At 62.9% G+C, this 13,043-nt stretch carries 16 protein-coding genes; 11 read left to right on the top strand and 5 right to left on the bottom strand.

Going from position 1 to position 13,043, the window contains the following annotated elements; all coding sequences use genetic code 11:
* Positions 1-26 precede the first annotated feature (26 nt).
* From rnr to ACRCYW_RS13745, 5 genes are all read left to right on the top strand, one after another.
* Positions 27-2,420 carry a ribonuclease R gene (gene rnr / locus ACRCYW_RS13765; protein ID WP_438550641.1) on the top strand — a complete coding sequence of 798 codons (2,394 nt, stop codon included), beginning with the start codon at positions 27-29 and terminating at the stop codon, positions 2,418-2,420.
* Complete coding sequence (rlmB, locus tag ACRCYW_RS13760) at positions 2,417-3,166, top strand: 23S rRNA (guanosine(2251)-2'-O)-methyltransferase RlmB (RefSeq protein WP_438550640.1); 750 nt, start codon at positions 2,417-2,419, stop codon at positions 3,164-3,166. Before rnr ends, rlmB begins: the two co-directional genes overlap by 4 nt.
* Positions 3,167-3,171: 5 nt before the next feature.
* Positions 3,172-3,738: a Crp/Fnr family transcriptional regulator gene (locus ACRCYW_RS13755; RefSeq protein WP_438550639.1), complete on the top strand. Its 567-nt coding sequence runs from the start codon at positions 3,172-3,174 to the stop codon at positions 3,736-3,738.
* A 56-nt stretch (positions 3,739-3,794) separates the two neighbouring features.
* A complete protein-coding gene (locus ACRCYW_RS13750; RefSeq protein ID WP_438550638.1) occupies positions 3,795-4,247 on the top strand; it encodes a GNAT family N-acetyltransferase in 453 nt (150 codons plus the stop codon).
* A 97-nt stretch (positions 4,248-4,344) separates the two neighbouring features.
* The gene (locus tag ACRCYW_RS13745; protein ID WP_438550637.1) at positions 4,345-5,181 is read left to right on the top strand and encodes an EamA family transporter; all 837 of its coding nucleotides are present in this window, start codon (positions 4,345-4,347) and stop codon (positions 5,179-5,181) included.
* A gap of 19 nt (positions 5,182-5,200) precedes the next feature.
* On the opposite strand, the gene ACRCYW_RS13740 is transcribed toward ACRCYW_RS13745, so the two are convergent.
* Together ACRCYW_RS13740 and ACRCYW_RS13735 are read right to left on the bottom strand one after the other, a co-directional pair.
* Positions 5,201-6,049: a hypothetical protein gene (locus ACRCYW_RS13740; RefSeq protein ID WP_438550636.1), complete on the bottom strand. Its 849-nt coding sequence runs from the start codon at positions 6,047-6,049 to the stop codon at positions 5,201-5,203.
* A gap of 108 nt (positions 6,050-6,157) precedes the next feature.
* Entirely contained in the window at positions 6,158-7,381 is a 1,224-nt protein-coding gene (locus ACRCYW_RS13735) for an Nramp family divalent metal transporter (RefSeq protein WP_438550635.1), read from the bottom strand.
* A 235-nt stretch (positions 7,382-7,616) separates the two neighbouring features.
* Between ACRCYW_RS13735 and rpsF the strand changes: the two genes are divergently transcribed.
* From rpsF to ACRCYW_RS13715, 4 genes are all read left to right on the top strand, one after another.
* Positions 7,617-8,003 (top strand): 30S ribosomal protein S6, encoded by a 387-nt coding sequence (gene rpsF / locus ACRCYW_RS13730; protein WP_349919633.1) that lies wholly within the window; start codon positions 7,617-7,619, stop codon positions 8,001-8,003.
* A gap of 32 nt (positions 8,004-8,035) precedes the next feature.
* A complete protein-coding gene (gene rpsR, locus ACRCYW_RS13725; RefSeq protein WP_005313392.1) occupies positions 8,036-8,266 on the top strand; it encodes a 30S ribosomal protein S18 in 231 nt (76 codons plus the stop codon).
* Positions 8,267-8,315: 49 nt separating this feature from the next.
* Positions 8,316-8,762 (top strand): 50S ribosomal protein L9, encoded by a 447-nt coding sequence (rplI, locus tag ACRCYW_RS13720; RefSeq protein WP_349919632.1) that lies wholly within the window; start codon positions 8,316-8,318, stop codon positions 8,760-8,762.
* A gap of 112 nt (positions 8,763-8,874) precedes the next feature.
* Entirely contained in the window at positions 8,875-9,618 is a 744-nt protein-coding gene (locus tag ACRCYW_RS13715) for a ferredoxin--NADP reductase (RefSeq protein WP_438550634.1), read from the top strand.
* 18 nt (positions 9,619-9,636) lie between these two features.
* Here the strand turns inward: ACRCYW_RS13715 and ACRCYW_RS13710 are convergent, their stop codons facing one another.
* Together ACRCYW_RS13710 and ACRCYW_RS13705 are read right to left on the bottom strand one after the other, a co-directional pair.
* A complete protein-coding gene (locus tag ACRCYW_RS13710) occupies positions 9,637-9,834 on the bottom strand; it encodes a hypothetical protein (RefSeq protein WP_438550633.1) in 198 nt (65 codons plus the stop codon).
* Positions 9,835-10,163: 329 nt separating this feature from the next.
* Positions 10,164-10,526, bottom strand: coding sequence for a hypothetical protein (locus tag ACRCYW_RS13705; RefSeq protein WP_438550632.1), 363 nt, complete (start codon positions 10,524-10,526; stop codon positions 10,164-10,166).
* A 240-nt stretch (positions 10,527-10,766) separates the two neighbouring features.
* Here ACRCYW_RS13705 and ACRCYW_RS13700 point away from each other — a divergent pair, with 240 nt between their 5' ends.
* Positions 10,767-11,759 (top strand): Preprotein translocase subunit SecY, encoded by a 993-nt coding sequence (locus ACRCYW_RS13700; protein ID WP_438550631.1) that lies wholly within the window; start codon positions 10,767-10,769, stop codon positions 11,757-11,759.
* A gap of 91 nt (positions 11,760-11,850) precedes the next feature.
* Here ACRCYW_RS13700 and ACRCYW_RS13695 read toward each other — a convergent pair whose 3' ends face one another.
* On the bottom strand, positions 11,851-12,018 hold the full coding sequence (locus ACRCYW_RS13695) for a hypothetical protein (RefSeq protein ID WP_197918577.1): 168 nt from the start codon (positions 12,016-12,018) through the stop codon (positions 11,851-11,853).
* Between the two features lie 56 nt (positions 12,019-12,074).
* Here ACRCYW_RS13695 and ACRCYW_RS13690 point away from each other — a divergent pair, with 56 nt between their 5' ends.
* A complete protein-coding gene (locus ACRCYW_RS13690) occupies positions 12,075-13,040 on the top strand; it encodes an NADP-dependent oxidoreductase (RefSeq protein ID WP_438550630.1) in 966 nt (321 codons plus the stop codon).
* The last annotated feature ends 3 nt before the right edge of the window (positions 13,041-13,043 follow it).

Here is a 13,043-nt window from a genome sequence, read left to right as displayed (position 1 = left end):
GTTATTCCTTATTCAAAGGCCTGCTTATGTCTCAAAAAGATCCTTTCCTCCAACGCGAGGCCGAAAAATACGAAAACCCCATCGCCAGCCGCGAGATGCTGCTGGAGCTCATCAAGGGCCATGAGAAACCCATGTCCCGGGAAGAGCTGGCCAAGGTCCTCAAGCTGACCGACGAAGAGCCGTTGGAAGCCTTGCGCCGTCGTCTGCGCGCCATGGAGCGTGACGGACAGCTGGTCTTCACTCGCAACCAATGTTACGCCCTGCCGGATCGTCTGAATCTGGTGAAAGGTTATGTGCTCGGCCACAAGGACGGTTTCGGTTTTCTGCGCCCGGAAGGTGGTGGAGCGGATCTCTTCCTGAACAACCGCGAGATGCAGCGCCTGATGCACGGTGACTACGCCCTGGTGCAGCCCACCGAGATCGATCGCAAGGGCCGCCAGGAGGCGCGTCTGGTGCGTCTGCTCAAGTCCCGCGAGGCAGACATCGTCGGCCGCTACTTCGTCGAGAACGGCGTGGGTTTCGTGGTGCCGGATGACAGCCGGATCGGCCAGGACATCATCATCCCGGAAGGGGAGAACAAGGGGGCCCGCCAGAGCCAGGTCGTCGTCGTGCGCATCAACCAGCGCGCCAGCGCCCGCTTCAACGCGGTCGGCACCGTGCTGGAAGTGCTGGGGGAGAACATGGCCCCCGGCATGGAGATCGAGATAGCCCTGCGTACCCACGGCATTCCCCATACCTGGCCGGAAGAAGTGACCAAGGAGATCGCGGGGCTGGGCGAGCAGGTGCCGGAGAAGGCCAAAGAGGGCCGCATCGACCTGCGCGCCCTGCCGCTCATCACCATAGACGGTGAAGATGCCCGCGACTTCGATGACGCCGTGTTCTGTGAGGCCAAGCGTGGCGGCGGCTGGCGTCTCTGGGTGGCCATCGCCGACGTCTCCGCCTACGTGCGTCCCGGTACGGCGCTGGATGCCGAGGCCTATCAGCGCGGCAACTCAGTCTACTTCCCCGAGTTCGTGGTGCCCATGCTGCCTGAGGTGCTCTCCAACGGCCTCTGTTCCCTGAACCCGCAGGTGGATCGTCTGTGCATGGTGTGCGAGATGACCATCTCCGCCGCCGGCCGCATGTCCGGCTACAAGTTCTACGAGGCCGTGATGAACTCCCACGCCCGCATGACCTACACCAAGGTAGCGGGGATCCTGGATGGCGAGCCCAAGCTGCGTCAGCAGTACGAGCCGCTGATCGGCCACATCGAGGAGCTCAACAACCTCTACAAGGCCCTCAAGCACGCCCGTCACCAGCGCGGCGCCGTGGAGTTCGAGAGCGAGGAGACCCGCTTCATCTTCAACGCCCAGCGCAAGATCGACCGTATCGTGCCGCTGGTGCGCAACGATGCCCACAAGATCATCGAAGAGTGCATGATCCAGGCGAACGTGGCGGCCGCCCGCTACATCGAGAAGAACGAAGCCGCCGCCCTGTTCCGGACCCACGATCGTCCGGGTGAGGAGCGCCTGACTGGCTTCCGCGACTTCCTGGCCGAGCTGGGCCTGGAGCTCAAGGGGGGCCTCGAGCCCGAGCCGAAGGACTTCGCCGAGCTGGCCGCCAAGTTTGAAGGGCGCCCGGATGCGGAGCTGCTCTCCACCATGTTGCTGCGCTCCATGCGCCAGGCCGTCTATCAGGCCGACAACATAGGTCACTTCGGTCTGGCCCTGAAGTCTTACGCCCACTTCACCTCGCCGATCCGTCGCTATCCGGACCTCATCCTGCACCGCGCGATCAAATACCAGACCGCCAAGGAGCAGCAGGGCAACCTGCGCCACAAGTGGACGCCGAGCGGTGGTTATCACTACCAGCTGGACGAAGTGGATCCCATGGGCGAGCACTGCTCCATGACGGAGCGCCGTGCCGACGACGCCACCCGGGACGTGGCCGACTGGCTCAAATGTGAGTACATGCTGGATCACGTGGGTGACGAGTTCGACGGCGTCATCGCCAGCGTCACCGGTTTCGGCTTCTTCGTGCGCCTCGCCGAGATCCACATCGATGGCCTGGTGCACGTCAGCACCCTCACCAACGACTACTACCAGTTCGACCCGTTGCACCAGCAGCTGATCGGCGAGAACTTCCGCCGCCGCTACCGCCTGGGTGACAAGGTCCGGGTCAAGGTGATGGGCGTGAACCTGGACGATCGCAAGATCGACTTCGTGATGGTGGAAGAACCCCTCAAGGCCACCGGCAAGAACGCCAAGGAGATGGCGCACAAGCAGGCCGAGATCAAGAAAGAGAAGGCCAAGAGCGCCCAGCGTCACGAGAAACGCAAGGAGAGCAAGGATGGCGTCAAGGCCGACAAGGGCGGCCGCGCCAAACCCAGCAACAGACGACCGGGCAAGAAGGCCCGCGACAAGGCCAAGAGCACTAAATGAGTACTGAACTGATCTACGGCATCCACGCTGTCTCCGCACTGCTCGAGCGTACCCCGGAGCGTTTCATCGAGGTGTGGGCCCTCAAGGGCCGCGATGACGACCGGCTGCAGCCCTTGCTGGACGAGCTGGAAGCCCTCGGCCTCAAGGTGCAGAGCGTGAACCGCAAGACGCTCGACGACAAGGCGGAAGGCAACAATCATCAGGGCATCATGGCCAAGGTGATAGAGGCGCCCAAGCTGGCCGAGCACGACCTGGCCAGCCTGCTGGACGGTTTGGCCGAGCAAAAGGCCCAGCCCTTCCTGCTGGTACTGGACGGGGTGACCGACCCGCACAATCTCGGCGCCTGCCTGCGCAGCGCCGATGCGGCAGGGGTCCATGCAGTCATAGTGCCGCGGGACAAGGCCACCGGCCTCACGTCGGTGGTGCGCAAGGTCGCCTGTGGCGCCGCCGAGGTGGTGCCCCTCATCCAGGTCACCAACCTGGCCCGCAGCCTGCGGGAGCTGCAGGATCGCGGGGTCTGGATCGTCGGTACCGCTGGCGAGGCGGATCACGACGTGTTCCAGGCCAAACTCACCGGCCCCATGGCGCTGGTGATGGGGGCCGAGGGCAAGGGCATGCGCCGCCTCACTCGCGAGCATTGCGACGAGCTGGTGAGCATCCCCATGGCCGGGGCCGTCTCCAGCCTCAACGTCTCGGTGGCGACCGGCGTCTGCCTGTTCGAAGCCGTGCGTCAGCGCCGCGGCTGAGCCAGATGGACAGACCCCAGTTCAGTCTGGAGAGGGTCATGAATGAGCAGGAGGCCGAGCGCCTCCTCTCTTTTGCCCGCTCGCTGACGCTTGCCCCCAAATCCTGCCTCTGGCATGCGGGGGAGAGCCCGGATCTGCTGGTCAGGGTGGAGCAGGGATTGTTGCGGGCCAAGGTGGTGCTGGCGGACGGCCGCGAGTACATCAAGGAGTTCTATTGGGAGGGGGACGAGTTCATCGACTTCCACCATCAGCTCTCGGGGGAACCCGCCCGCTACAGCGTGGAGGCGCTGGAGCCCTGCCGCTTGCAGCTCTTCTCCCTGTCCTCCCTGCGCACGCTCTCCTGCTGGCCGGACTGGTATCACCACCTGCTGGCGGTGCAGTTGAGGATCAAAGAAGAAAAAGAGCTGTTGCTGCTGACCGAGAGCCCACAGGCCCGCTACCAGCACTTCTTGCAGAGCTTCCCAGCCCTGAATGCCAGGGTGCCGGATCACCAGATAGCCGCTTACCTCGGCATCAGCCCCATCAGCCTCAGCCGCATTCGCAAGCGGCTCAAGGATCTTAACCAAGGTTAATGCCGACGCTGGCCCGGCCGTTTATGCTGGCGAGCCGGATCGTTAAGGAGTTGTCGATGAACTGGAGTCTCAAGCCCTGGTGTGAACTCACCACGGACGAACTGTATGAACTGCTTGCCCTGCGCGCCGAGGTGTTCGTGGTAGAGCAGACTTGCCCCTTCCAGGATCTGGACGGGCTGGATCGCCGTGACGGCGTGCTGCACCTGCTTGGTTATGAGGAGGGGCATCTGGCGGCCTATGCCCGCATCATGGCCCCCGGCATAGGGGACGAGCAGGGCAGCGCCATCGGCCGGGTCGTCACCTCGCCGCGCTCTCGCGGGGATGGCCTGGGTCACCGCCTGCTGGCCGAGGCCGTCAGAGGCTGTGAGCACCACTGGCCGGCCCACTCCATCTGGCTAGGCGCCCAGGCTCATCTGCAGGGCTTCTATGGCCGACACGGCTTTGTGGCAGAAGGAGAGGGTTATATCGAAGACGACATTCCTCATATGGGGATGCGCAAAGCACCCTGAGCCGATATCAAGTACAGGGCGCCTTCATGAGATGGCTCCCACATCGGTGCGCCACAAACGGGTATGATGCCAGCCCCGAACCGACTGGAGCCCTGTCGTGACCCCTTTCATCTTCGCGGCCATACTGCTGGCCGCCCTGTTGCACGCGCTCTGGAACGCGCTGGCCAAGCGCCAGGCCGCGGGCCGGGTCAGCGTGCTGCTGGTCTCCCTCTGTTCCGGGTTGTTCTGTCTGCCCTTCCTGCCCCTGGTGGGGCTGCCCGCATCGGCCGAATATCTCTGGCTCGCACTCTCCATCTTGCTGCACAGCGGCTACTGCCTGTTCCTCGGCCGCGCCTATCGGTTGGGGGAATTTGGCCAGGTCTATCCGCTGGCCCGAGGCAGTGCGCCCCTGCTGACGCTGCTGCTAGGGGCTTTGCTGTTGGGGGAGTGGCCTGGGCCGTCTGCGACCATGGGGGCCCTGATGCTGGTAAGCGGGGTGCTACTGATGGCCTGGCGCGGTGGCATCAGGCTGGCGCCGGCGGCGCTGGTCGCCGTGCTGATCACGGCGATGTTCACCGCCGCCTATACCCTGTCCGATGGCATGGGGGCCCGCTCGGCCGGTGAGCCCATACGCTACACCCTCTGGCTGTTCACCCTGACGGCCCTGCTGATGCCGTTGCTGATGCGCTGGCAGAGCCGGACCTCCTTGCGCAGCCTGAGCCGGGCGGACTGGTACTCGGGGGCGATAGGCGGGGCTTTGTCACTGCTTGCCTACGGCATCGTCATCTGGGCCATGACTCAGGCCCCCATCGGATTGGTGGCGGCCCTGCGCGAGAGCAGCGTGCTGTTTGCGGTGCTGCTCTCCGGGCTCTGGTTGGGGGAGAGGTTGGGACGGATCAGGGTGGTGGCCGCTCTGGTGATCCTCGGCGGTATCCTGCTGATCCGCCTCGGCTGACCAGATAGGCCCGCGCTCTTTAAGGGGAAACCCGGCTCAGCAGGATAAAGCCTTCCTCACAGGGGCTGAGCTGCACGCTGACCCGGCCCAGCTCGCTTAGGCTGCCGACATGGGTGCCGCCACAGGGGATGGTCAGCTCTTGACCCTCCAGGGTGCAGTGCCAGTAGCGGGAGTCGATGATGGCCTCGCCGGTGCGGGAGCGGCGGATCTCGCCGCCGCTGGCGAGCCAGGCGGCCAGCTGGGCGTTGACCCTCTGCTCGATGAGGGGCAGCTCCGCCAGCAGGGCTTCGCCGTTCACTCCCTTCTTGCGCAGGCTCTTGCCGATGCGGTACTGCTCCCGGGAGCCCAGAGGCTCGACCCGGGAAGACTGGATGGCGAGGCGGTCGAAATCCGGTTGGCCCAGGGCATCCCGCTCACTCACCTCCTTGCGCCAGTAAGGCATCAGCACCCGGTTCAGGGCCAGGGCTATCAGGTGGCAGCCGCTGTGACCCAGGCTCAGGGTATGGCGGGCCTTCGCATCCACCCTCAGCTCGACCATGCTGCCGACGGCCAGCTCATGTCTGCCTGCCAGCGGATGCACCACCACGAAGGCCCAGCCTTCGGCGCCGCGTTTGACCGGGATATCGAGATCTACGAACAACTCTCCCTCCGGGCTGATGACCCCCATACGGCAGGGGTCCACATCAGCCTCACCGCCATCCCAGCAAACGGTGCCCGTGTCTCCCGGTTGATCGGGCCAGAGGTGGCTCTGGGGATGAAAGGGGGTGAGGTCGGTCACCAGCAGGGTCGGCTCGCCGGCCTGGCAATAGACCACCTTGGCCTGCTCCTGGTGATGGCCCAGCACGAAGCTGGTGCGGCTATGTTCCATGAATGGCTCCTGCGCACTGCATATGAAGAAAGCCGCAGCATACGCCAAAGTGCAGACGGGCTCATTAACCCGCGTTAATAAGCCCGTCTGGAAGTGCCATATTGGACGCTAGATCATGGAGACCAGCAGATAGGCGTTGAGGCCTATCACCAGGGCGACGATGAGCCGCCCCAGCGCCTGGGTCACCGGGTGGTTGCGATGCTGGCCCATCAGGGCGCGGTCCCCGGTCAGGATCAGCAGGGGGATGAGGGCCAGCGCGATGCCGAAGCTCAGGATCACCTGGCTCAGCACCAGGATCTCGGTGGTATTGAGCCCCATGGCGATCACCACGAAGGCGGGGGCCATGGTGATGGCCCGGCGCAGCCAGAGCGGGATGCTGAAGCGCACGAAGCCTTGCATCACCACCTGACCGGCGAGGGTCCCCACTACGGTGGAGGAGATGCCGGAGGCCACCAGGGAGAGGCCGAACAGGGTCGCCGCTGCAGGGCCGAGCAGAGGGGTCAGGGTCTGGTAGGCGGTCTCCAGCTCGGCCACCTGCTGGTTGCTGGTGCCGTGGAAGGCGGCCGCCGCCATGGCCATCATGGCCAGGTTGACGAAGCCGGCTATGGTCATGGCAATGGCCACATCCACCTTGGTGGTGTGCAGGCGCTGGGCGACCGTGCCCTGATCATGAGTGTGCTGGGTCAGCGCCGAGTGCAGGTAGATGACGTGGGGCATGACGGTCGCCCCCAGCACCCCGGCCACGAGGTAAACCGCGTCGCTGTTGGGCAGGCCCGGGAAGAGGGCTCCCTCCAGCAGGCTCGGCAGGTGAGGGCGGGAGAACACCAGCTCGACGATATAGGCGGCGGCCACGAACAGCAGCAGGCCGCCCACCGCGAACTCCAGCGGCTTCTGGCCGCGGCTCTGCAGCATGAGGATACCCCAGGTGACCACAGCTGTGATGCAGGCCCCCTCCAGCAGGGTGACCCCGAGCAGCAGCTTGAAGCCGACGGAGGCGCCGATGAACTCGGCGAGATCCGTGGCCATGGCGATGATCTCAGCCTGCACCCAGTAGGCCCAGACTGCGGGCTTGGGCAACTTGTCGCGGATGTGCTCCGCCAGGTTCTTGCCGGTGACGATGCCGAGCTTGGCGGACAGCGTCTGCACCAGCATGGCCATCAGGTTTGCCCAGACCACCACCCACAGCAGTTGATAGCCGAAGGTGGAGCCCGCCTGGATATTGGTGGCGAAGTTGCCCGGATCTATGTAGCCGATGGCGGCGATGAAGGCCGGCCCCAGCAGGGTCAGCTTGAATTTGCGGGCCGGGATGGCCGTACTCAGCGCGGGTTGCATGCATCACCCTCCAGAATGTCCTGAAGATAGTATGGATCTAAATGATAATTGTTATCAATTGAAGTTTTGCATCAGATCCATCGATAAAAACAAATGTCGACGCCGGTTGCAGTGGGAGAGGCGATTTCGTACAATACGCCGCCCTAGAAAGCAGCGTCAAAACACCACTATGTTCCTTGCCTCCGAGGTCTGGCTGCACCTGGGCAGAGGCTGAATTAATCCGTAAGGAGCTAAAATGCGTCATTACGAAATCGTCTTCATGGTTCACCCGGACCAGAGCGAGCAAGTACCTGGCATGATCGAGCGTTACACCGGCGCCATCACCACCTCCGGTGGTACCATTCATCGCCTGGAAGATTGGGGCCGTCGTCAACTGGCTTACCCGATCGACAAGCTGCACAAGGCTCACTATGTTCTGATGAACGTAGAAGCCGAGCAGGCCGTTATCGATGAGCTGGAAACCAACTTCCGCTTCAACGATGCCGTTATCCGCAACATGATCATGCGCACCAAGCACGCCGTGACTGAAGTTTCTCCGATGGCTAAGGCCAAGGAAGAGCGCTTCACCCGTCGTGACGACGAGCGCCGCGAAGATGCTGTTGAAGCGTCTTCCGAAGAGTAATTCTTAAGATCATTCCATAGAGGATAAAGGCCATGGCACGTTATTTCCGTCGTCGTAAGTTCTGCCGCTTCACCGCCGAGAACGTTACCGAGATCGACTACAAAGATATCGTTACTCTGAAAAACTACGTCACTGAATCTGGCAAGATCGTACCGAGCCGTATCACCGGTACCCGCGCCAAGTATCAGCGTCAGCTGGCACGCGCCATCAAGCGTGCTCGTTACCTGGCTCTGCTGCCGTACACCGATCTGCACAACAAGTAAGAATCGGTCCGGCGCTTACGCCTAACTCAACTTTCATAGAGGAAAGGTAATGCAAGTTATCCTGCTCGATAAGATCGCCAAACTGGGCGGTCTGGGTGACCAAGTTTCTGTTAAAGCTGGTTATGCCCGTAACTACCTGATCCCGCAAGGCAAAGCCGTTATGGCTACCAAGGCCAACATCGAGACCTTCGATGCTCGCCGTGCTGAACTGGAAGCCAAACTGGCTGCCGGTAAAGCTGCCGCTGAAGAGCGCGCTGCCAAGCTGGGTGAACTGGCTGCCGTTGTCATCGCCTCCAAGTCTGGCGACGAAGGCAAGCTGTTCGGTTCCATCGGTACCCGTGACGTGGCTGAAGCCATCACTGCTGCCGGCGTAGCCGTTGCCAAGAGCGAAGTCCGTATGGGCAACGTTCTGCGTAACACCGGCGAGTACGAAGTTGTTGTTCAGCTGCACGCTGACGTCAAGGCAACCGTACAGATCCAGGTTGTTGCTCTGTAATAGCGTCTCGCTTTGCAGAAAAAACCCGCGCAACTGCGCGGGTTTTTTTCTTTTTGAATCAAGAGGGGATCAAGGGGTAGAGTGGAGCTCTGTTCCTATGACGGAGATCCCTATGGCAGCCTGGGTCGAAGGTCGGGTCATCGAGCGCATCGAATGGACGCCTACCCTGTTTTCCCTGCGTGTAGCGGCAGAGCTTGCCCCTTACAAGGCAGGACAATTTACCAAGCTGGCCCTGCAACGGGGCGAGCAACGGGTCCAGCGGGCCTACTCTTTCGTCAATCCTCCCACGACTCCCTATCACGAATTCTATCTGGTGAAGATCCCGGACGGGGAGCTGACGCCCTCCCTCGGCGCCCTCCAGCCCGGCGATAGCCTGCTGGTGCAGTCCCAGGCCACCGGTTTCCTGACTCTGGACGAACTGCCCGCCGGACGGGATCTCTGGCTGCTCTCCACCGGCACCGCCATCGGCCCCTTCCTCGCCATGCTGGCGGAGGGTGAGGCCTTCCGGCGCTTCGAGAATCTGGTGCTGGTGCACGGGGTGCGTAAGGGGGAGGAGCTCACCTATCAGGCCCTGATCACCAGCCTGGTCGAGCAGCATGGGCCCCGTTTCCGCTATGTCCCCTTCGTCAGCCGTGAGGCCTGGCCGGGGGCCATGGAAGGGCGGATCCCGGCGGCCATCGATGCGGGCAGCCTGCAGGAGCGGGTGGGGATGGCGTTTTCGGCCGAGCACAGCCAGGTGATGATCTGCGGCAATCCCGCCATGGTCAAAGAGACCCAGCAATCCTTGCTGGCGCTGGGGCTGGCCAAGAATCTGCGGCGCGCTCCCGGCAACATCAGCATGGAGAATTACTGGTAGGGGAGGCGGCGTTCAGCGCTACTCCTTGACGGTTTGACGATCCCTCTCATCTGACAACGTCTTTTCAGATGGCGCTTTATTCTGCCGCTGGGCGCCCGATTGGGCGTCTTGCGAGGATGTCCCCGGCTTGTCGACATCGCCATGGGCATGAGGTGCATCAAAGGCCGCGCCACTGTTGAGCAAGCGGGAGAGCAGGTGGGAAACTGAGTTGCGCATGGTGACCTCTCTGGTAGCAGGGTGCCCAAGTGTATGGGCTTCAACCTGAACCAAAGCGGAACGATACCCGCCGATGGATCTCACCAACTTGGTAGCGAATTGGCGGCTATCCAGCGCGAATGGGTCGGCTTCTTCGAGAGTTATCAGGATCTCTCAAACAATTCAATGGATTGGCCGGTTTTTCCCAGGCGACTTTCGGCTGGCGCCCCGGCGCTGGAGTGCCCCAAGAACCGGGCAGGCCAAAGAGGAAAGGATCGTGTCCCTGTCGAGAGCGGAGAGCGAAGAGAGGGGGCCGCCATGCCAGATGGCAGGATGCGGCCCTCAGAGGATCACTTGTTCTTGCCCTTCCCGTTGCCGTTCCCCTTCTCCTTGTATTTGACGTTGTCATCGCCATCCCAGTTGTTCTTGTCGTGACCCTTGCCGGGGTTGTTGCCGCTGTGGATGCTGCGGTTGTAGTGGTCGCGGTATTTGCCGTCCATGTTGTCGCAGTTGAGCTGAATGCGGCTGTTGCGGGTGCTGACGCTCAGGCAGTTGTCCTGCCACCACTGATACTCTTTTTCGTCCCAGTCCAGGTTCACCTTGACGTTGTCCGTGGAGATCCTGATGCCGTCGTCGTTCTGGTGAGGGGGGGCCGCCGACGCGGCGCCATGGACAAACAACAGGCTGAGCAGCAGGGGAGTGAGAGTGCGCATGATGACCTCGATGACAGTGAAATGGGGATCAGTGTATCCGCTCCTAGCTTAATCACGGCGGAACGGTGGTGCCAGTGCCGCTCGGCCCGGGGGCTGAGGGGTGGCAATTTGTCCAATTCGGTCGGGTTCTGCCCATCCGAATGCGGATATGCAGGAAATCCGGGGATCCGCCTTCATTCTGCGGGCCGGCTGACTATAATCGGCAGCCAACTTTTCCTCTGCACCGCATCTTCCGCCATCATGACGACACAAGCCTCCGACGCGCTGCGCTACCCCAAGGGGTGGTTCGCGCTCAGCACCGTTTACTCCTTCACCGGCCTGGCCATCCTGGCCTCCATCGTCTTCTCCCTGCTGCTGTTTCTCTCCATCGATGACAACCCGCTGATGAAGTGGCTGTTTGGTGGGCTCGCCATCATCTTCGAGCTGGGCAAGTTCTACGTCTGGTATGAGTACGGGGAGTGCAAGGCGCGCCGGGATCTCGGCGGTGCCTTCTGGTCATTGCTGTTCTACAGCGTGCTGGCGGCCATCTCCATCGGCGGCAGTATTGGCGGCATCAACAGCGCCACCAACACCATATTGAGCCAGCAGGCGCGCCACGAGCGGGAGATAGCCCGTTTCGACGAGCAGATCGCCAGCATAGAGCGGCAGATCCAGCTCAACGAGGAGGCGGCCCGCAAGTACATCGAGATGGCGCGCATCTCCAGCGGCGTCAGCGGCCTGCAGCAGGCCAACACCAGGCTCAGGCTGAAGCAGGATGAGCTTCGCCAGGAGCGGGATGCCAAGCCCCTCAACGAGCAATCTTCCATGCTGGGGCTGATGAACAGCCTGGCGGACGGGGTGGGCATGAGTATCAGCCAGGTGCAGTTCCTGCTGGTCTGCTTCCTCTCCATCCTGCTCGATGCCTTTGGTGCCTACTTCGTCAGCCTGATCGGGGAGGAGAACCGCTTCCGCCGACTGTGGCAGCGGCAACAGCAACAGAGGGCGGCAGAGACGACCCCTATGGCCCCCGTGGAGCCCCAGGTGATCGCCAAGCCGGCCCCCGAGCCCGCCCTGGTCGCCAGGGTACGCAGCCTGCTGGAGAGCGGTGAGGCCAGGTGCAGCAAGCGCAAGGTGGCCGAGGCGCTGGCCCTGCCGCTGGAGGAGGTGGACAGGGTGTTCCAGCATCTGCTGGCAGAAGGGGTGCTGGGGCAGGGCAGCAATCGCCACTATCACCTCAACATGCAGGCGGGCTGAGTGCGTAGCCGGTGCCTTGTCGCCGGGAGGCCATCATCAATCTGGATAAACGGAGGCCACCTCAGGGTGGCTTCCTCGTTGCCGGGCTGGGCTAGTGCGTCAGCACCATCATCAGGCTGAGGAAGGCGGCCAGTCCGCCACCCAGGCCGATGATCCAGTAAAACCCCTTGGCCCCCTGCTTGAGCGGGATCCGGAAGTAGAGCAGGAAGGCCCACCACCCCAGTGCCAGCAACAGAGGAATAAGAAACATTCGAGCCATATGGTCCTCGCTGTTATTCTGTGAGTCCTTGATCAATCAACAGGATGGATTGTGCAATGACGCAGCTACAGATTACCGCATTCGGTGCCCCCTCGGTACTCAAGCTCAAGCCTTCGCAGGACAAGATCCCCGCCGAGGGAGAGGTGCGGGTGCGCATCTGTTACGCCGGTGTCAATCCCATCGATGCCAAGACCCGGGCCGGACTCGGCTGGGCGGCAGCCCAGAACAAGGACAAGCTGCCCTGGACCCCGGGCTATGACGTGGCGGGGGTGGTCGAGAAGCTGGGCCCCGGCGTCACCTCCCTCAAGGAAGGGGAGCCGGTGTGCGGCATGGTGGGTTTCCCGCTGGCGGGAGGCGCCTATGCCGAGAGCATGGTGGTGAGCGAGCGCGAGCTGGTGAAACTCGACGGAGTCAGCCTCAAGCAGGGGGCGGCGCTGCCGCTGGCGGGCCTCACCGCCTGGCAGGGGCTGTTCGAGCACGGTGGCCTCAAGCGTGGTCAGCGGGTGCTGATCCTGGCGGGCGCCGGTGGCGTGGGTCATCTGGCGGTGCAGTTCGCCAGCGCCTACGGCGCCGAGGTGGTGGTCACCGCCAGCAAGGACAATCACGGCTTCCTGCACGGCATCGGCGCCGATCTCATGGTGGATTACCATGACGTCGACTGGGTGGCCCAGGTCGGCCAGGTGGATCTGGTGCTGGATCTGATGGGAGGCGAGAGCGGCAAGGCGGCGCTCGCCTGCGTCAAGCCGGGTGGCCAGCTGGTGACGGTGCCAACCATCACGGCCCAGCTCATCAAGGATGCCGGTGTCGAGCAGGGGATCAAGGTGAGCGGCATGCTGGTGCATCCCGACAGCAAGCAACTGGCCCAGATGCTGATCCTGCTGCGTCAGGGGGATGCCCACATCACCCTGGCGGGCGAGTACGCGCTGGCGGAGGGGGCCCTGGCCCATCAGGCCATCGAGGCGGGTCATACCCGTGGCAAGCTGGTGCTGCGCATGCCCGCCGCCGCGCACTATCCCGCATAAGGA

It is taken from the genome of Aeromonas sp. (genome assembly GCF_051657805.1).
GTDB lineage: Bacteria > Pseudomonadota > Gammaproteobacteria > Enterobacterales > Aeromonadaceae > Aeromonas.
This window is presented reverse-complemented; position numbering and strand designations above follow the sequence as displayed.

Coding starts and splice junctions, on each gene's coding strand:
- rnr (WP_438550641.1), top strand. CDS start 27: ATGTCTCAAAAAGATCCTTTCCTCCAACGCGAGGCCGAAAAATACGAA.
- ACRCYW_RS13715 (WP_438550634.1), top strand. CDS start 8,875: ATGGCAGCCTGGGTCGAAGGTCGGGTCATCGAGCGCATCGAATGGACG.
- rpsR (WP_005313392.1), top strand. CDS start 8,036: ATGGCACGTTATTTCCGTCGTCGTAAGTTCTGCCGCTTCACCGCCGAG.
- ACRCYW_RS13705 (WP_438550632.1), bottom strand. CDS start 10,526: ATGCGCACTCTCACTCCCCTGCTGCTCAGCCTGTTGTTTGTCCATGGC.
- ACRCYW_RS13690 (WP_438550630.1), top strand. CDS start 12,075: ATGACGCAGCTACAGATTACCGCATTCGGTGCCCCCTCGGTACTCAAG.
- rlmB (WP_438550640.1), top strand. CDS start 2,417: ATGAGTACTGAACTGATCTACGGCATCCACGCTGTCTCCGCACTGCTC.
- ACRCYW_RS13695 (WP_197918577.1), bottom strand. CDS start 12,018: ATGGCTCGAATGTTTCTTATTCCTCTGTTGCTGGCACTGGGGTGGTGG.
- ACRCYW_RS13750 (WP_438550638.1), top strand. CDS start 3,795: ATGAACTGGAGTCTCAAGCCCTGGTGTGAACTCACCACGGACGAACTG.
- ACRCYW_RS13710 (WP_438550633.1), bottom strand. CDS start 9,834: ATGCGCAACTCAGTTTCCCACCTGCTCTCCCGCTTGCTCAACAGTGGC.
- ACRCYW_RS13700 (WP_438550631.1), top strand. CDS start 10,767: ATGACGACACAAGCCTCCGACGCGCTGCGCTACCCCAAGGGGTGGTTC.
- ACRCYW_RS13740 (WP_438550636.1), bottom strand. CDS start 6,049: ATGGAACATAGCCGCACCAGCTTCGTGCTGGGCCATCACCAGGAGCAG.
- ACRCYW_RS13735 (WP_438550635.1), bottom strand. CDS start 7,381: ATGCAACCCGCGCTGAGTACGGCCATCCCGGCCCGCAAATTCAAGCTG.
- ACRCYW_RS13755 (WP_438550639.1), top strand. CDS start 3,172: ATGGACAGACCCCAGTTCAGTCTGGAGAGGGTCATGAATGAGCAGGAG.
- rplI (WP_349919632.1), top strand. CDS start 8,316: ATGCAAGTTATCCTGCTCGATAAGATCGCCAAACTGGGCGGTCTGGGT.
- rpsF (WP_349919633.1), top strand. CDS start 7,617: ATGCGTCATTACGAAATCGTCTTCATGGTTCACCCGGACCAGAGCGAG.